Consider the following 17,234-nt stretch of genomic DNA (forward strand, 5'->3'; position numbering starts at 1 on the left):
ACTGACCCAAACCCACGCTCTCCCACACTCCGCCCACCTGTGATGGTGCGCACTTTGCGTTGGCCAGCGAAACTGAAACCTTGGCAAAGACTATCTCTGATTTGTCTCCGAATTAATGACTGCTGCGAGGGATATTACGTCGACATCTGATGAGGGCGATAGTCGTGAAATCCGTCTGATGGCCACCAAACTCGGGCGATCGGCTTCACAAAACGACGCGCAAGGGCGTAACTGGCTGGGTTCTCGCCAGGCAAGCAGCGTGACGAACTGCTTCAAGCTCATCTAGATACCCGGTCAAGCGGGCCTTACCGAGCTCGACGACGTGTTTACGCCCGGTGCATTGCAGATCCCGAAAGTATTCTTCAGCCTCATGTCTGTCGAGCCTGGATAGTAGCATTGCCAGAAGGTGGCGCGTTGCGAATTGTGCTCCCTCGAACTCGAGAGCTGCGCGTTCCAAATTGTCTACTCGTTCTTCAACTTTTGAATGCATGCAAATCACCACATGACGCGTTTAATCGACGAATGATATTCGCGCGCGCCGCATCCATCTTCATGAGCCAGTGCGGCGGAGCTATTCCCCGAGGAGAATTTGACCGCTCCGCCGATGCGCTTGTATTGCCGCAAACAACTGGATTCATTTTTCCAAAACTGCTCATCAAATTTCCGGCGGAAACCAAGTATATCGCATCAGCCACGCCGTCATGCCGCCCATGGACGATATGACGGCGCAACTGATAGGTTCACCGCGACGATCGCGCAGCTTGTCGGCTTGCCCGGCTCATTCGCTATGGGGCGTGGAATAGGAGCCCAATCGCGGCTGCACCTGAAGGTCCCGCGGTACACGATCCGGACCAATCTGGCGGTCGATTTCCTCTTCGAACCAATAGAGCGCGCGCTCCTGATAACCCGTAATGATAGAAGCCAATGCGCCGTTGCGCAGCGATTGCTGTATGCTGGAGAATAGGCAAAGGTCCTCTGACAGGATGTGTTCGGTGGCCTTTCGCATTTCGCCCCAATATTCCCTGTCGGCATCGTCATCCGTTGCCCATCCCATCTGGCGCACTTCCATGATCGACTTGTTCGGCCCGGCCGGCCAGAAGCATTGCAGATTGAAACCTACGGGATCGAGCGAGAAGAACGTGTTCGGAAAAGTGGGCAATGCGACCGTGTTCTCGAGAAAGACGTCGGCAATATCGTCAGGCTGCACAGGCGGCTTTTCGAAGAGCGAAACGCCGCCTTTCTTGCGCGTGCCAAAACGCATATGGCCACCGTCGTAAAGAGCTATCACGAAACTGCGGGAATCGAGGTGCGGTGCAAGCGTCTTTGGATGAACAGTATTGACGTGATAGATTTCGAGGAAATTGTGATAGGCGATTTTCCAGTTGCAATCCATTTCGACCGTGAACCGGTCCTTCACAACCATGCGTTCGAGGGGATATCCTTCGGTCAAGGCAACAAATTCGCCAAGAAATTCGCGCAAAGGACCCGCCGCGTCATCAAAATTGATAAAGATGAAGCCGCGATAAGTTTCGCAGCGCACTTCTGCCAATCGGTGGTCCGACTTTTCGAAACAGGCAAAATCGTGTTGGCTGGGCACCGCTTTCAAGGCACCGTCCAGCGCGTAACTCCAGGAGTGGTAAGGACAGACGAACCGCGAGGCCCGTCCTTCCTCCTCAAGCAGGAGGGGCGAACCGCGGTGCCGGCAGGTGTTGTGGAATGCGCGAATCCGGTCGTCCTTTCCGCGGGAAAGGATCACGGATCGATCGAGGTGCTGAAAGAGTCGGTAAGAACCGGGCTCTGGCAGCTCCGAAGCTATGCCGGCGAGCAACCACGCACGATCCCACAGCCCTTCTTTCTCGAGGGCCGCAAACCGGGGATCGGTGTAGCGTCCAGCCGGAATGGGCGGCAAGGCAGGAAAGTCGCTCGGGTGTTCAGTCCGGGCCAACTGATCGTCCATCGTCCGCTTGAGCAATTGCAATGCAGCTTCATGCATGGGCTGTCCTCCTGGGTATTCTCGTCTCCCGATGTGGGCAGGATGGCGGGGAGGTGCGAAAGCGAACCTGCAATCCGATAGGGTTCAGTGGCGGAAATCCGATCAGCACGGATCGAAGCAATAGGCGCAGATCTTGTTACCGTCGGGATCGAGCAAATAGGCGCCATAGGCGTGGGGGACCGCATTCCGCTGTCCCGGCCCCCCTGCATCGGTTCCGCCCGCCGCCAACCCGGCCGCATGAAACTGGTCGACCGCAAGCCTGCTGGGCGCCTTGAATCCCAAGGTCGCACCATTTGACGAAGTCGCGCGGCCTTCCAGGGGATGCAGAATGAGCAATTCCGGAACAGTGCGCCCATAGCAGAGACCTTGTTCCTGAAACGGCCCCAAATTGGCAATACCGAGCGGCAGCAGCGCAGCATCATAGAAGCAGGCTGCCCGCCCCAAGTCATTGGTGCCGAGGCACGCGTGGGTAAAAATGCCCATTTTCTTTCCCAAAAAGCACCTCAAGCAGGCGCTCTCGAATTACCGTCCGATGCAGTTGGCGAGGCCGCTTGGGGGCATCAGGCCATCCCAAATACACTCTAGCTTGAGCAGCGAAATATTGACGTGCTCAAGCGCCGGACGAAAAAGCCTCAGCCACCGCGCGCGTATCCATGTACTCCTTGCCCGAAACGATCTGACCATCTCGGATGATCAGAAGGTTATGGTACTCGTTGCGATAGACCCGGTCGGGAAAAACCATCTCGCCGCTCACTTCCACGGCAACTCGCTCACCTTCAGCGGTGATTCCAACAACGTTCGCCGTGCGCCGCTCAGCCGACAGCAATCCGCCCTTCACGCTGGCGATGAAATCCGCCCGTGTCATGTCGCCATGGCCCAATATCCACCATTGGCAATCGGGGTGCTGCAAAGCCTCGATTGTCTCGAGATCTCCTTCCTCCACAGCCCGCATATAACGCCGTGCAATCGCCTTATTTTTCTCGATATCGCTCACCGCTTTTCTCCGCTGCCTTCACCAAGGTGCCGTTCGCAAATCTACACGTTCCGATATGACTTTCGTTGATCGTCCATTCCGCGTGGCTAGCTCCCTTTTCGGATCGACAGGAGCGCGAGATAGGAAACACTCTGCTGCGGATCAGCGGCCAGACGCGTGGCAAGCCTTGTTCTTAATTCTTTCATCAGGCGTTCCGGATCTCTGTCGCGGCCTATCTGGGCCAGGAAATTGGGGCCGTTCGCCGCGCACATCATCGACGCCCACTGAAAGCCGAATGCCTCCGCGTCCCCGGTTTCGCGGTAGGCATCCCAGAATGGATCTGGAGAGCGGACGCAAGACACGTGAACTACCGAGAGGTCAGGAAGGAGCCCCTGCTCGAACGGCGCCTTCAATTGCTCCAGGGAACGTCCCGCCGATGGAGAGGTCGCCATGAATGTATCGTCGTCATCGAGCAGGCCCTCGCGCCTCAAGTCGAGGAGCGTTGCCCAGAAGTGACCAGCCATCCATTCGAAGCCATGTCGGTCGCCGCCACGCCCCATGAATTGGCACACTAGACGCCCTCCGACCCTCAATTCCCGCGACCGGGCCCGCAGGAAATTGAGCAAATCCTGGGCAAGCACATCATCGACCGCTTCGCGCGCGAGCACGCTGTTGCTGTATACGGCCCAGCCGTGATCGGCGACATTGACGGGGTTGTGACTGAGCCAATGCAAGGCGTTGGACGACCACCCCAAGTCCACGCTGTCGGAGGGTAGAATCTGTTCGAAATAGGACCGGCCCACCGCCATCGGGAATACATCGCGCCGGCCCGCAAGGTAGCTGTCCGATTCGGTCGCAAGGAGCCCAAACAATGACGTGTAATCGTTGGATGGGAGATCGGTATGAATGATCTCCAGTGCTCGTTGGCCGTTGTGATCCCTCACAAGGTCGATGGCTGTGCCCATAGGAAGCAGCGAATTGCGCCCTTGCGAGGCGCCGTAGTCCACAATCCGAACCAAGCCTTGGGAATTCGCAGCGATAGTTCCCACTGCCTCCTCCCAGAGAGGAAGCGCCGAATGAAGATTGGCATGCTGCAAACCGGAATGCCGGTTGTAAGCACCTGCTCCTGCCATCGAGGCGATCGGTTGGCGCACTGGATCAGCCATAGAAAGCCTCCGCCAGCCGCGCGCTGTATGTCCTGCTCTTTTCGGGCGAGAGGCCATAGTGCGGAATTACGGGCGTAATCGCGTCTGCCGCCGCTGCCCGCCTGGCCACGCCGGCGCGCACCTCGTCTACATCGCCTACGACCGCGATGCTCTCCACCATCTCGTCCGGGCATGCGGCAGTCATTGCCGCTAGATCGCCTCGAGCAAATGCCGCCTGGATAGCGGAGGCTTCCTTGCCGAAGCCGATCTCCTCGAAATAGCGCAGATATTGCGGGGACTGGCTGTAATAGGCCACGGTCGCCCGGCAATCCTCGATGGCCTCTTTGCGATCCGGATCAATCGCCGTGAAGATCGAAAGGTTGAGCGAAAAATCTCCGCGCTCTCGTCCAGATTTGTCTAGCCCTGCCCGGATATTCGGAATGACCTCGCGTTCGATCCAGGCCTCGTTCCACAAAGGGTGGCCCAGCAGTCCATCGGCAATCTCGGCAGCCTGAAGGCAAGCCTTCTGAAATACTGCAGGAAGATAGATCGGAATCTCACTTCGCACCGGCGGCTGCAGCAGGCGAAAGTGCGAAAGGTCGAGACTATGGTAATCGCCTTTAAGCTGCGACAGTTCGCCGGTGTGACCGAGCGCCACGATCTTGCGGATCATGCCCACAACTTCGCGCATGTGTGCAAGTGGCTTTCCATAGGTCGACCCGAACGATCCTTCCGTCTGGCTTTGCGCGCTGGAGCCAAGTCCCACCACGACACGGCCGCCACTGATCAGATCGAGATCAACCGCGCTGCAAGCGGTCTCAAGCGGGCTGCGCACGAATGCCAAGGCGATGCCCGTGCCGAGTTTGATTTTCTGCGTGGCAGGCGCGGCGGCCGCGAGGGTCGAAAACGGCGCCCCAAACATTTGGGGTGCCCAAACTCCCTCTACTCCGGTGGCTTCGTAGCTCCGCGCCGCCGCGACCAGCTCCTCACCAGGCATTGGCGCGATTTGTGCCCAAACAGCTTTTCCTTTTGCCATGCTATCGCCTTTCAGAAGCCCTTGGTGTCGAAATAGTCGCGCCATGCCGTAATGTACGGCCCGTCCATCTCCAGTGCGCCCATCAGCCGCAGCGAAACGAGTTCCGCGCCGTCTGCTCCGTAAAAAATATCGCTGCGCTCCGTGAGGACGACGTTGCCATGCGCTGCGGCGTGGTGAACAACGACTTCGCAGCGCTCGAAGGGAATGCGGGCCAGGAAACCCTCAACGAAGGCCATTGCTTCCTCGATTCCGACTGTCGTCGCCACGCCAACATTTTCCCAGCGCGTGATGGGCGTGAATCGCTTCCTCATTGCCGAGATCATGTCTTGCGCGGTGCCGCCGCTTTCACCGAAAAATGCCAGCACTTCCTGCAACGGTCCCGCCATATTCGCCTCCCCGATCTGCAATCGGGGCACCATGGGGACTGATGGCAGGCAATGCCCCTGCCGAAAGATAGCCAGCCCGCGTTAGGGCCGGCGCTCTGGCCTTCATCGCATTGGGAAGATCGGAATCCCTCGTGCCTGGCATTGGCCGTTCGTTGCCGCCCAATCATTTGCCGCAACGTGACGTCGCTTCGGCGACACTATGTCCTCGTGTTGAAAGTCATCGTTGCAGCATCCTGCACAGCGCTTCCTATAGTGCTGCGGCACAAGCGAACGGGAGTGCCGCAACCATGAGCGCCGTCGACGAACTGATCGCACTTGCACGATCAGCAGACCCATTCCGYAACGCCCCGAAACAGTTGGCCGAACTGCAGCTCGAAGCCGCACGGGAACGTTTTTCGGAGCGGCGCGGGCAGATTGGTGTGCTGAACAAGCGCGCCAGAGAGGCAGGGATCGACGGCATAGACCGGCTATCCGATCTTGTGCCCCTTCTCTTCGCTCACACAAACTACAAGAGCTATCCGGAAGCCTTTGTCGACAACGGGCAATGGGCTCACATGAACCTATGGCTCGGCACCCTCGCGACCTATCCTACCGACAACATCGACGTGTCGGACGTGCGCGACATCGATGAGTGGTTGGACCGCGCACGTTTGGCCGGCCACCACGTATTTGCCTCGAGCGGAACATCTGGAAAATCCTCATTTCTGGATCAATCGGACCAGGACCGGGACGTCAGTGTCACAGCCTGTCTGCATGCCGCGGACCTGTCCACGCCCGGCTACGTCGCCGATCACTCGCGCTCGGTCTTCACAATGATGCCGGAGCGCGGCACCCATAAGATGATCGATTTCTGCAACCGCCACTTTCCTCGCTGGGCAGCGCCCGGCGAACTGCACCGATTGAGCGAGGATCCGATCCGTGCGTTCGATGCCATGAGGCCTGCGCAATTGCGGCGCTTGTTGGCAGCAGGCAAGATCGGCCCGGGCGAGATCGCAGCCTACGAAGCCGAACTTGAGGTCCGCCGCATCAAGCGTGCAGCCGAGTTCGAGACCTGGATCGACCTATTGGAAGACCGCCGGCACAGTCCCCTTTACATCGGCGTAATGTACGGCGTTGCCTGGCAGATCGTAGAAACGCTACGAAAGCGCGGGATAAAGAACGGAGATTTCCACCCCGACACTCTGATGAGTTTCGGGGGAGGCACGAAGGGCGCTGCGGTCCCGGCAGATTACCGGGATCAGATCCAGCAATTCTTCGGCGTCACGGCCGACCGGATTACCAGTTCTTACGCAATGGTGGAGATGAGCGGCTTCTGCGCCAAGATCCAGCCGACCGAGTCCTATGCGGTACCCCCGTGGATCGTCCCATTGGTTCTCGACAAGTCCGGCGAGCATCTGCTCGGCACGACCGGTGACATCGGCCTCGTCGAGGGGCGTATGGCATTTTTCGACATCCTCGCCGATGCGCGTTGGGGCGGCGTGATTTCCGGCGACAAGGTCCAGGTGGAGTTCGGATCGGGCCTTGAAGGTGTTAAGACACCGGTGATCCACGCCGTAGCTCGTTATGCCGATCTCGAAGGGGGCGAGGACAAACTCAGCTGCGCGGGATCCATCGACTCCTACGTCCGCGGGTCGATCTCGTCTTCCCCGACTGTCGCGGCTTGAACGAGGATACAGTCATGCGACCGGAAAGCATGTCCAACGAGCCGAGGCTGCTGATAGCGCACGTCATAAAGGGAGAAGTACAGCTCGACGCTGCAGTCGAGCATCGCTCCCGAGCGAGCGCGAGCCCGGTGATGACCCCTGCACTGGATCTCGACGCGCTGATTTGGCCCAGACGCGACCCCGGACCTGCGTTCGAAACGCCGTTGGCGGAAATCGTCGATTTCCTCGTCGAGGTCGGCAAGGCACTCGATTTCGATAAAAATGCCTATCTACAGGAAGCGGCAGCCCTCAATCTCCACTGCAATAGTCTTGGCGCGCGAATTCTGGAAAACTGCTACAGGGACATCGGTTGGTTCTTCACGCGCGAGGCCGTCGAAGCCGAGGCGGAGCAATCTCTCGGTTGGCTCGGCGCGAATGACGGCTGGGTTAGACGTGATATCCAGGGCCAAGCCTTCGACATCCGGGCGTTTCCGCCGCGCATGGTCCATATCCTTGCCGGAAATGCCCCCATCGTGCCGCCGGTGACGATCGTGCGCGGGGCTATCAGCAAGGGCGTTCATTTGCTGAAGATGCCCTCGAACGACATGTTCACTGCCACGGCACTTCTGCGCACGATGGCTGATGTCGGGCCAAATCACCCGGTGACACGCTCGTTCTCGGCGGCCTATTGGCGCGGCGGCGATACCGCGATCGAGGAGCACATCTTCAGATCTCAGTATTTCGACAAGCTGGCGGTGTGGGGAGGCGAAGCGGCCGTTCGCCATGCAATGAAATATGCAGCTCCCGGTTTCGAGATCATATCCTTCGACCCCAAGATCTCGATTTCGCTGATCGGCAAGGAGGCTTTCGCAGGATTGCCTATAGCCGAGATCGCCCGGCGCAGCGCGGCCGATATCATCGCTTTCAATCAGGACGCATGTAGCTGCGCTCGCTTCCAGTTCGTCGAGGGATCCTTACCGCAAGTCGATGCCTATTGTGAGGCTCTCGTAGCCGAGATGGGCAAGGATGTTCGGTATGGGAATGGACAAGGCGGACCACGTCCTCCCGAGGCATTGTTGGACGAACTCGATATGCTCGGCAATCTCGAGCCGATCTACCGTGTGTTCGGACAACCCGACGGCACCGGAATGGTTGTTCGATCAAGCGATCCGGTCGCATTCAATCCCGGTGGCAAGCTTGTCAACGTGGTCGCCGTCTCCAGCCTGGCGGAGGCGATTGCCCATGTCTCCGTGGCCACCCAGTCGGTCGGCGTCTATCCGCCCGGCCGCATCACGCAGTTGCGCGACGGGCTGTCGTCGGCCGGCGCGCAACGCATCGTCGGCCTTGGCAACATCAATAGCGGAAAGTTCGGCGGCCTGCCGCACGACGGGGGATGGCCCGTCCATCGCATGATGCATTGGGTCGTGACTGAAGCAGAGAGAGAGCCAACACAGCCATGAACCGCACGCATACAGGACCGCTTTCGCTCGATACCTACCGGCTGCTTGGCCGTTCGGGCTTACGAGTTTCGCCTTTGGCTCTGGGTACAATGACATTCGGCGAGGAATGGGGCGCTGGCGAAGAGGAATCCCGACGCATTTTCGATGCCTACGTCGATCAGGGCGGCAATTTCATCGACACTGCAGGATATTACGCAGGCGGCGTTTCGGAAGATTTGACGGGCAAATTCGCCGAGGCGAAGCGCGACAGACTGGTTCTCTCCACCAAATACTCCCTGACGCGATCGGTTGGAGATCCCAATGCTGCCGGAAACAGCCGGCGCAACATGATGCAGACCGTTGAGACGAGCCTGCGCCGGCTTCGCACCGATCGCATCGATCTGCTATTTCTCCATGTCTGGGACGATAGCACCCCCGCAGACGAAATCATGCGCGCCTTTGATGACTTGGTGACCCAGGGCAAGGTTCTTTATCTGGGTCTGTCCGATACGCCCGCCTGGCAGATGGCGCGATTGCAGACGATGGCCGACCTGCGAGGCTGGACCCAGTTCGCAGCGTTGCAAGCCGAATACAATCTTGTGGAGCGTACCGCCGAGCGGGATCTCATTCCTGCCGCAAAAGCACTCGGCATTGGCGTGATGCCGTGGTCTCCTCTTGCAAGCGGCTTGCTGTCCGGCAAATACGCGGCCCGGAGCAACGGAGAGGGTCAGGACACCGGAGGACGTGGCGCCATGCTCGCCGCTGCGGGCAAGCTGGACGCTCGTACGTTGGCCATTGCTGACGCCGTTCAGGCAGTCGCCGACGACGTCGGCGCTACTTCGGCACAAGCGGCCATCGCTTGGACTTTGGCGAACCCGGCCGTGGTCTCGCCGTTGCTGGGTGCACGAACGATGCGGCAATATGAGGACAATGTAACCGCGCTCGGCGTTTCGCTGGATCTGCACCATCTCGATCGATTGGAAGCGGCCAGTTTCACTCCGAAAGGCTTCCCGCACGACTTCCTGGCAACGGACTTCATTCGCCACGGATTGACCGCCGGCACCAAAGTGCGACCCCGAGCAAGCTGATGGAGTGCTGGCTTAGGTTGCCCGGATTAGCCGTCCGGGGCGTGCGCCGGTATCGACGCCATCCCAACGAGTGATGACGCCGCTAACCATCGTCGCACGATATCCGGACGCATGTTGCGCCAATCGGCGACCGCCTCCCGGCAAGTCATGAACGACGTACGGGGCATGAAGCCTGAGGGCTGCATGGTCGATCAGGTTGATGTCGGCCTTCAGCCCTTGTGCCAGCCGCCCCCTGTCGTGCAGACCGAGAAAGGCGGCATTATCAGCGCTAAGCGCCTTAACAGCAGCCGCGACGGAAAGTCGCTCACCGCCGCGGTCGCGTGCCCAATAGGCGAGCATTGTCGTTGGATAACTGGCATCGCAAATAATACCGTAGTGCGCGCCTCCATCTCCCAGGCCGATTATGCTGCAAGGATCCTTCATCATGGCGAGCACCGGATCGAGAGAGCACTGCGCATAGTTTGAGAAAGGCATCAGGATTAAGGATTTCCCTTCCTGTTCCAGCATCAGTTCGTAGGCGAGTTCGGCCGGTTCGATTCCACGTCGTTTTGCAAGAGATGCAATGCTGGAATCGGGCGACGGCTCGTAGTCCGGTTCATCACCGAGCGGAAAGAGATTATCCCATGCTCGCAGCAGTGCGTGGAGCGGCGTAGGCGTTTCATCGGGCTCTTCCGCCACAAGTCGTTCGCGAAAGCGTGAATCGCGCATGAGCCTTCCTTTTTCAGGTAATGGCGGATCCTCGAGCGCCCGATAGGTCCGGCAATAACTGAAGGCGTTTGCCGAAGTGGAAAGGCCGCACAATGCTCCCATGGGCCGGGGATAGACCTGAGCCAGGATCGGTGCCGCGCCGCTACGGTTATGTTCCAGCAGCGCGTCCATCGTCTGCCGCCAGCCATCGGGATTTCCGGCCCACTGGGCCAGCGAATACGTCACTGGCCTGCCGGAAGCGCAAGCCATTCGCTTCATCAGATCGACGTCGCCCGACCAGTCTGCAGTGTCGAGGTTAGGGATCATTTGAATGGCCCCTCGTCCACTCTCTCCCACAGCCCGGGCGAGTGCTTCCAACTCTTCGCACGCGGCCTGGAAGGAGGGAATGAAGGCTCCGTCCCCGCGACGATGGACGAGCGAGCGCGAGGTTGCGAACCCCAGTGCGCCGGCATCCATGGCCTCGCTGACAAGCTCGGAGAGACGGACGATATCCGCAGGCGTCGCGGCTTCTCGGTCCAGGCCGCGCTGGCCCATCGCATAGACGCGCAAGGGAGAGTGGGGAATGTATGCGCCGACGTCTACGTCCCACGCACAGTTGCCTAGCGCTTCAAGATACTCCGGAAAAGTCTCCCAGTTCCAAGGCAAACCCGTGGCCATGACAGCCTTGGGGATATCCTCAACACCCTCCATGACATTGACGAGTGCTTCTCGGTCGCCCGCGCGGCATGGCGCAAAGCCAACCCCGCAATTGCCTATGACTACACTTGTGACGCCGTGTTCGGCGGACGGCACCAAACTGTCCGACCAAGTCACTTGGCCATCGTAGTGCGTATGGATGTCAATGAAGCCCGGCGTCACGAGGAGACCATTGGCATCGATCTCTTCTCGGGCTCGCTCCAGGTTCGCCCCGATGGCAGATATGCGGCCGTCGAGGACAGCAATATCTGCCACGAATGGATTCCCGCCGGTCCCGTCGACGATCGTGCCGCCTCGGATGATCAAATCTGCGTCGGGCATGGCTCAATCCTTCAATCCGCCAACGAGGCCAAAAGTTCACCCGGTGCATGTTCCTCGGTCACCCACTTCACCATCCGGCGGACCGGCTCGATCGCATCCTGCCGCTCCATGTTATGCTGCATGGTCGCAGCGCCCCCCAACGACACGATCCGTTGAACTCCCTGATAAGCCAAGCGATCGCGCAGCGCCTCTTTGAGACTTTCCGGGAAAATCCCAATCGTCTGAGTGTAGGCGTTCACGGAATTGATCGCAGTATCCGTGGTATCGACCGGGACGATATTGCCCACGCGGCATGCCAGTGTCCGAGAGAAATCAACTGGGTAGTCATCCTGGCTGACGATCACCGCGCCTTCATTAGATCGCCCGCCGAAAACCCGGTACTCTTCATCGTTAAGGCGAACGCCATCAATTTCCGACTTGAGTGCTGTGTCGAATGCCTTGTGAGGCGTACTGAGATGATCGGGCAATCGCTGGAGAGCCTCGAAGGTGAGTTCGCCCAGGCGGTTGGCGTTGCGCAGTCCGACATCATCTGTCCCGCTTTCGACGTAGATGACGCGCGCCGAAACGCAGCCCTCCTGGTTCTGTGCGCCAATATCCAGAGCGAGGCGACGCGCCACCTGTTTCATGGTTGCGTCGTCGGCAAAGGCTTCCCTTCCGATGATCGTTCCGGAGAGCTTGGGGTCCTGCGTTATGAGATCGATGCCTGGCTGGAGGTAGCGCGTGATGTGCTTCACGGAATCGAAACCGCCCCAGGCAACGATTTTCTCGATGCCCCGCGGATCATAGATCACCGGTTCAACCTGCTCATCGCCGCCTTTCCAATAGGCGACGGATATGTGTCTGGACAATGGATGCTCCGGCGCCATCTCGGCCATGGTCCGGACGATCGCCGCTGCCGTCAGCGGATCGTTCGACGGCAACTTTATGATCGCATCAGATCGCGTCAACGCGTTGCGGATTACCGTCAATATCGACACGATAGGTGCATTGCCGGCTATGACATGGACAGCTCGTGCACCGAAAGCGCGCGTGCGCGCGGAAAGGCCAGGGAAAATGCTCGGTCCTTGGTCAACCCAGCCCTCCAGATAATCGACGCCGCACGAACGCTCCATCATTCGTCGCATCTCCCCGCGATCAAACGTCGCGCCCATATGCTGGAAGTGGCGGCGCAGGATGCTTTCGGACAGTCCAGACGTCAGGCAGGACAGACGAAATGCATGCTGAAGATGGCGATTCCGTCCGATGTCCAATCGTTCACCCAGCGCGACCAGGAAATCGAGGATTTCTTCGAACCGCAGCGAATAGAGATCAGCCATCGACGACGGCGTGCGTAGCGGCAAATCCGCTACGTATTTTGCCAAATCCGGGGCACGAAAGGATACGCCTCCCCGGCGTCCACCGTAGAGAACATCACCATCACCGATGATTTGCCCTCGGATAATGAGAGGAACGCGGAAGTCATCGTTCATCAGCTTTCTCACATCGATAGTTCGGCAAGGAATTCCAGCGCCCTGTCATGAGCTTCGGGAGCGCCGGCGCAGACTACGCGGTCATCACCGCCCTCCTTCTCGCTGTAACGGCGAACCGGCGGGATGATGTGCACCCCAGTACGGCCGCAGGAACAGGGCGTCTGCCAGCCTGAGAGCGTGATTTCGTCGCCCGTGACAAGCCCCGCCCAATAGGTATTGGGCATCAGGTCAAACGAAGCGTATCGTCCGGTCTGGCCATCCTTGCGCGGCAGGGGCTTACCCGTGGCCGGATCGAGCAGAAACGGGATTTGGATCGGCGGGATGTGATAGTGGCCTTGCTCGCACATCATGCACAGCCCCATCAATTCCGAGGTAGCATACATTTCGTAGATCGTGTCGAATCCAAGGAATTCGAGCACGCGCTCGCGCCAATTGTCCGGAAGCTCCTTGCCCTTGTTTCCCCCTCCGGTCAGCAACACGCTGCCTTTACCGAAAACGTTCGTGAGACCACGTTTCAGCCCCTCTTCCGCCCAATCGTAAAGGATTGCCCACATAGCCGTGGCATAGACATCCTTGCCGCCGAAACGACGCTGCGCCTCGGCAAAGAAATGTTTGAGGTCTTCCGGTCTTCGGCGTTCGAGGTCGAGCAGAGCCTCCCGGCGTTCCGCCAGCGCAGGAGAAATAGCGAGGGCACCAGCCTCGCCCCTCGCCTCAGCGGCCCTCAGCCGCCCACCGAGCGAAGCAATATCCGCGCTGAAGCGGGATTCTGGATAGAGAAAAAGGGCATTTTCCTCACCCTTGGCATAAAGCTCGATTTGAATGCCATTCCCTCGCTGCGTCGCAGCCGCCCCGTAGCGATAGCCCGGGATGATGATCGGCATTCCGTCCTTCAGGATGTCCGGACCGCGATCCGGCCACCAATCGCGGATGATTATCGCGGAGTGGATAATGGTCTCTCGCCACTGCGCCTTGCTGCGCGGTACGAAGCTTAGTTTGCCGGTGGTGCCCGAAGTATGCTGCACGGTCAGGTCGGTCGCGGCATCCAGCAGATCGATCCAGTCATCGATAGTCTCTATTCCCGACGCATCGACATGAGAGATATCGCTCGTCGTAAGGCCCGAAAGCCACTTGGTCAGCTTGTCGAAGCGGCCTCGCTCAAGATAGCTTATCGGGTAGGACTTGTAGACGGTGTGTGGGAATAACAGCGGCGCCAGGTCATCGATCGTTTCGATCGTCTCGATCCCCTGTTCTCGGGCCAACCGGTCGAGAACGGAAAGACCCGGCCGGAGCTGTGCGAAGCGCTTGCGCGCGCCCGCAAGATGGAACCTGTCAATTTCCTCCTGCTCAAGCGTAAAGGCCAGATCATAGGGCGCATCATAAAAGCTTGTCGGGTCTTCGATGAGGCGGTCGAGGTACGTGGTCATGATGCGAATCCGTCCTGTTTCGATGACGAATTCTGGCTCTCCATGGAGGCTCACGACAACGAAGAACGGTGCCCCGTTCGCGCCAAACTATTGTCAGGAGGTCATGTCGAATGACGGTGTGCAACTGATTGAGCGCTCGCGATATTCGCGCGGCGTCAGGCCGGTAGCCCGCCGGAAAGCCGCCGAAAAAGCGGCCGGGCTCTGGAAACCGCAATTACCGGCGATAACCTTGATCATCATCGCATCGTCGCGAAGTTGCTCCTGAGCCCGGGCGATACGGCGCTTGGCGATGTAGCCGGTCAACGTCTCTCCCGTGGTCGCGCGAAAGGTACGGATGAGATGTCTCGGACTGGTGCGAATTTCGGCGGCGAGGCAGGATACCGAGAGGTCGGTGCCCAAGTCCGCTTCGATCCTGTCTCTCACTCGCTGCAATCGCCAAATCGGCATTTGTCCGGATCCGGCATCCCCTGGAGATCCCGATTTCTGGAAATGGCGGCACAGCTCGACGGCAAGGAGGAGCGCCATGCTCTCCAGCAGAATTGCCTGACCGAATCCCGGATGCCGCAGTTCATTGGCCAATCGGGCAAGGCCCTGCCTTATCGACACGCTCTGAACATCGAGACAAGGAGCCAGATCAGCAATCCGTTCATCTTCGAACAGTTCTTCGGCGCGCTCGTTGGCGAACGTCAGGCAAAGAAGGCTATGCTCGCCAGGCTCACTCCACGTCGCAAATTCGCCGCCCTTTGGCAGAAACACGACGTCTCCCGGAGGATCGGCCAATTCGTTGGCCGTCCTGAAAAATCGCGAGTTTGGGCAACGCGGGCCGAGCGAAAAATCAAGGTAGTATGAATTCGGCTCGTACAGAGCGCGACTGCCCTCATTCCAACCGAAATGGCGGATGTCCGCGAAAATGCCATTTATTTCGATTTCGCGTTCAATGCGGAAATAAGACGCCGTGTGAGGTGCGCACATCGGCAAATCGCCTCGATCCGCAATGCCCATTTTCGGCCTCCTCGTCAGCCGAATTGTTTCGCTCGTCGATGGAACCAATCCGGTCTTCGATGTCATGCGCCGAGCAGGCCCTCCTCCGACCCGCCCGGCGCCCGCGTTTCAAAGCAAGGGGCCTTGAAACGCTGTAAATCTATTCCTGGTCACCTTGCGGCGAACCTCCATATACCGCAACCTTCCTTCGGATAGGGCGCCTGAGCGCCCTGACAGCGACGGCGAACATTTCAAACGGACTTGGTCAGTTCCGGCACGGCGCTGAACAGATCCGCCACCAGACCGACGTCGGCGACCTGGAAGATCGGCGCGTCCTCATCCTTGTTGATGGCGATGATGGTCTTGGAGTCCTTCATGCCCGCAAGGTGCTGGATCGCGCCCGAGATGCCGACCGCGATGTAGACTTCGGGAGCCACGATCTTGCCGGTCTGACCGACCTGGTAGTCGTTCGGCACATAGCCCGCGTCCACCGCAGCGCGCGAGGCGCCGACGGCAGCGCCGAGCTTGTCGGCGAGCGGCATGATGACCTGCTCGAACGTCTCCGAATCCTTCAGCGCGCGGCCGCCCGAGACGATCACCTTGGCACTGGTCAGTTCCGGACGTTCCGACTTGGCGAGTTCGGCACCCACGAAGCTGGAGAGGCCCGCATCACCGGCACCGGCGACGTCTTCGATGGCAGCCGAACCACCCTCGGCAGCGGCCTTCTCGAAGGCGGTGCCGCGCACGGTGATCACCAGCTTGATATCGCTCGATTCGACGGTGGCGATGGCGTTACCGGCGTAGATCGGACGGGTGAAGGTCTTCTCGCCCTCGACCGAGAGGATGTCCGACAGCTGCATCACGTCGAGCAGCGCGGCAACGCGCGGGGCGACGTTCTTGCCGGTGGTGGTGGCGGGCGCCAGGAACGCGTCGTGGTGGCCCATCAGTTCCACGATCAGCGGCGCGACGTTTTCGGCCAGCGCATGTTCGTAGGCGGCGTTGTCGGCCACGTGGACCTTGGCGACGCCGGCGATCTTCGCGGCAGCCTCGGCAGCGGCACGGCAGCCAGCGCCTGCGACCAGCAGGTGAACTTCACCGAGCTTGGCAGCGGCAGTGACGGTGTGGAGCGTTGCGTCCTTGACCGACGCGTTGTCGTGTTCGACCCAAACGAGCGTCTTCATCAGGCGACTCCCAGTTCCTTGAGCTTGGCTACCAGCGCATCGACGTCGGCAACCTTGACGCCAGCGACACGCACCGGCGGCTCCGAGACCTTGATGGTCTTGAGGCGCGGAGCGATGTCGACGCCGTAATCGGCGGCGGTCTTCACATCGAGCTGCTTCTTCTTCGCCTTCATGATGTTCGGCAGCGAAGCGTAGCGCGGCTCGTTGAGGCGCAGGTCGGTGGTGACGATCGCGGGCAGCGAAAGCTTCACGGTCTCCAGACCGCCATCGACTTCGCGGGTCACGGCAACGTGATCACCGTCGATCTCGACCTTGCTGGCAAACGTGCCCTGCGGGCGGCCGGTGAGGGCAGCGAGCATCTGGCCGGTCTGGTTCGAATCGTCGTCGATCGCCTGCTTGCCGAGGATCACGAGGCCCGGATTCTCTTCGGCGACGATCGCCTTGAGGATCTTGGCGACGGCCAGCGGCTCGACCTCTGCGTCGGTCTCGATGAGGATCGCACGATCTGCACCCATGGCGAGTGCGGTGCGCAGCGTATCCTGCGCCTTGGCCGGGCCGACCGAGACGGCCACGATCTCTTCAGCCTTGCCCGCTTCCTTGATGCGGATAGCTTCTTCGACCGCGATCTCGTCGAACGGATTCATGCTCATCTTGACGTTGGCCAGGTCAACGCCCGTGCCGTCCGCCTTTACGCGCGGCTTCACGTTGTAATCGATCACCCGCTTAACGGGGACGAGGATCTTCATCGAAC

At 59.6% G+C, this 17,234-nt stretch carries 15 protein-coding genes; 3 read left to right on the forward strand and 12 right to left on the reverse strand.

Annotation, left to right across the window (positions count from 1 at the left end; genetic code table 11):
- Positions 1–778: 778 nt before the first annotated feature.
- From AB4Z00_RS20170 to AB4Z00_RS20195, 6 genes are all read right to left on the reverse strand, one after another.
- Positions 779–1,993: an aromatic ring-hydroxylating oxygenase subunit alpha gene (locus AB4Z00_RS20170; protein ID WP_133085016.1), complete on the reverse strand. Its 1,215-nt coding sequence runs from the start codon at positions 1,991–1,993 to the stop codon at positions 779–781.
- A gap of 102 nt (positions 1,994–2,095) precedes the next feature.
- Positions 2,096–2,476 (reverse strand): VOC family protein, encoded by a 381-nt coding sequence (locus AB4Z00_RS20175; RefSeq protein WP_133085015.1) that lies wholly within the window; start codon positions 2,474–2,476, stop codon positions 2,096–2,098.
- 127 nt (positions 2,477–2,603) lie between these two features.
- Positions 2,604–2,987 carry a nuclear transport factor 2 family protein gene (locus AB4Z00_RS20180; RefSeq protein WP_133085014.1) on the reverse strand — a complete coding sequence of 128 codons (384 nt, stop codon included), beginning with the start codon at positions 2,985–2,987 and terminating at the stop codon, positions 2,604–2,606.
- Between the two features lie 86 nt (positions 2,988–3,073).
- The gene (locus AB4Z00_RS20185; protein WP_442046996.1) at positions 3,074–4,132 is read right to left on the reverse strand and encodes a hypothetical protein; all 1,059 of its coding nucleotides are present in this window, start codon (positions 4,130–4,132) and stop codon (positions 3,074–3,076) included.
- Entirely contained in the window at positions 4,125–5,147 is a 1,023-nt protein-coding gene (locus tag AB4Z00_RS20190; protein ID WP_133085012.1) for an LLM class flavin-dependent oxidoreductase, read from the reverse strand. Before AB4Z00_RS20190 ends, AB4Z00_RS20185 begins: the two co-directional genes overlap by 8 nt.
- Before the next feature lie 11 nt (positions 5,148–5,158).
- Positions 5,159–5,533, reverse strand: a complete 375-nt coding sequence (locus tag AB4Z00_RS20195) for a limonene-1,2-epoxide hydrolase family protein (RefSeq protein WP_133085011.1) — start codon at positions 5,531–5,533, stop codon at positions 5,159–5,161.
- 287 nt (positions 5,534–5,820) lie between these two features.
- On the opposite strand from AB4Z00_RS20195, the gene AB4Z00_RS20200 reads away from it, so the two are divergent.
- Genes AB4Z00_RS20200 through AB4Z00_RS20210 form a run of 3 tightly spaced genes read left to right on the forward strand, consistent with a single transcriptional unit; the run spans position 5,821 to position 9,703 of the window.
- On the forward strand, positions 5,821–7,197 hold the full coding sequence (locus AB4Z00_RS20200) for a hypothetical protein (protein ID WP_133085010.1): 1,377 nt from the start codon (positions 5,821–5,823) through the stop codon (positions 7,195–7,197).
- Between the two features lie 14 nt (positions 7,198–7,211).
- Positions 7,212–8,636 carry an acyl-CoA reductase gene (locus AB4Z00_RS20205; protein ID WP_159831193.1) on the forward strand — a complete coding sequence of 475 codons (1,425 nt, stop codon included), beginning with the start codon at positions 7,212–7,214 and terminating at the stop codon, positions 8,634–8,636.
- Positions 8,633–9,703 (forward strand): aldo/keto reductase, encoded by a 1,071-nt coding sequence (locus AB4Z00_RS20210; RefSeq protein WP_159831194.1) that lies wholly within the window; start codon positions 8,633–8,635, stop codon positions 9,701–9,703. Before AB4Z00_RS20205 ends, AB4Z00_RS20210 begins: the two co-directional genes overlap by 4 nt.
- A gap of 12 nt (positions 9,704–9,715) precedes the next feature.
- Here AB4Z00_RS20210 and AB4Z00_RS20215 read toward each other — a convergent pair whose 3' ends face one another.
- From AB4Z00_RS20215 to AB4Z00_RS20240, 6 genes are all read right to left on the reverse strand, one after another.
- On the reverse strand, positions 9,716–11,428 hold the full coding sequence (locus AB4Z00_RS20215) for an N-acyl-D-amino-acid deacylase family protein (RefSeq protein WP_442046997.1): 1,713 nt from the start codon (positions 11,426–11,428) through the stop codon (positions 9,716–9,718).
- 11 nt (positions 11,429–11,439) lie between these two features.
- Entirely contained in the window at positions 11,440–12,897 is a 1,458-nt protein-coding gene (locus AB4Z00_RS20220; RefSeq protein WP_442046998.1) for an acyl-CoA reductase, read from the reverse strand.
- Positions 12,898–12,905: 8 nt separating this feature from the next.
- Positions 12,906–14,321, reverse strand: a complete 1,416-nt coding sequence (locus AB4Z00_RS20225; protein WP_442046999.1) for a hypothetical protein — start codon at positions 14,319–14,321, stop codon at positions 12,906–12,908.
- Between the two features lie 93 nt (positions 14,322–14,414).
- Positions 14,415–15,323: a helix-turn-helix domain-containing protein gene (locus tag AB4Z00_RS20230; RefSeq protein WP_442047000.1), complete on the reverse strand. Its 909-nt coding sequence runs from the start codon at positions 15,321–15,323 to the stop codon at positions 14,415–14,417.
- A 230-nt stretch (positions 15,324–15,553) separates the two neighbouring features.
- A complete protein-coding gene (locus AB4Z00_RS20235; protein WP_442047001.1) occupies positions 15,554–16,483 on the reverse strand; it encodes an electron transfer flavoprotein subunit alpha/FixB family protein in 930 nt (309 codons plus the stop codon).
- Positions 16,483–17,229: an electron transfer flavoprotein subunit beta/FixA family protein gene (locus AB4Z00_RS20240; RefSeq protein ID WP_442047002.1), complete on the reverse strand. Its 747-nt coding sequence runs from the start codon at positions 17,227–17,229 to the stop codon at positions 16,483–16,485. The genes AB4Z00_RS20235 and AB4Z00_RS20240 overlap by 1 nt, the downstream gene beginning before the upstream one ends.
- Positions 17,230–17,234 lie beyond the last annotated feature (5 nt).

The organism is Novosphingobium sp. YAF33 (assembly GCF_052113265.1).
Taxonomy (GTDB): Bacteria; Pseudomonadota; Alphaproteobacteria; order Sphingomonadales; family Sphingomonadaceae; genus Novosphingobium.

Excerpts from the sequence above, each read along its gene's own strand:
- AB4Z00_RS20230 (WP_442047000.1), bottom strand. The coding sequence starts at position 15,323 with ATGGGCATTGCGGATCGAGGCGATTTGCCGATGTGCGCACCTCACACG.
- AB4Z00_RS20190 (WP_133085012.1), bottom strand. The coding sequence starts at position 5,147 with ATGGCAAAAGGAAAAGCTGTTTGGGCACAAATCGCGCCAATGCCTGGT.
- AB4Z00_RS20220 (WP_442046998.1), bottom strand. The coding sequence starts at position 12,897 with ATGAACGATGACTTCCGCGTTCCTCTCATTATCCGAGGGCAAATCATC.
- AB4Z00_RS20225 (WP_442046999.1), bottom strand. The coding sequence starts at position 14,321 with ATGACCACGTACCTCGACCGCCTCATCGAAGACCCGACAAGCTTTTAT.
- AB4Z00_RS20235 (WP_442047001.1), bottom strand. The coding sequence starts at position 16,483 with ATGAAGACGCTCGTTTGGGTCGAACACGACAACGCGTCGGTCAAGGAC.
- AB4Z00_RS20210 (WP_159831194.1), top strand. The coding sequence starts at position 8,633 with ATGAACCGCACGCATACAGGACCGCTTTCGCTCGATACCTACCGGCTG.
- AB4Z00_RS20195 (WP_133085011.1), bottom strand. The coding sequence starts at position 5,533 with ATGGCGGGACCGTTGCAGGAAGTGCTGGCATTTTTCGGTGAAAGCGGC.
- AB4Z00_RS20175 (WP_133085015.1), bottom strand. The coding sequence starts at position 2,476 with ATGGGCATTTTTACCCACGCGTGCCTCGGCACCAATGACTTGGGGCGG.
- AB4Z00_RS20170 (WP_133085016.1), bottom strand. The coding sequence starts at position 1,993 with ATGCATGAAGCTGCATTGCAATTGCTCAAGCGGACGATGGACGATCAG.
- AB4Z00_RS20205 (WP_159831193.1), top strand. The coding sequence starts at position 7,212 with ATGCGACCGGAAAGCATGTCCAACGAGCCGAGGCTGCTGATAGCGCAC.
- AB4Z00_RS20215 (WP_442046997.1), bottom strand. The coding sequence starts at position 11,428 with ATGCCCGACGCAGATTTGATCATCCGAGGCGGCACGATCGTCGACGGG.
- AB4Z00_RS20185 (WP_442046996.1), bottom strand. The coding sequence starts at position 4,132 with ATGGCTGATCCAGTGCGCCAACCGATCGCCTCGATGGCAGGAGCAGGT.
- AB4Z00_RS20240 (WP_442047002.1), bottom strand. The coding sequence starts at position 17,229 with ATGAAGATCCTCGTCCCCGTTAAGCGGGTGATCGATTACAACGTGAAG.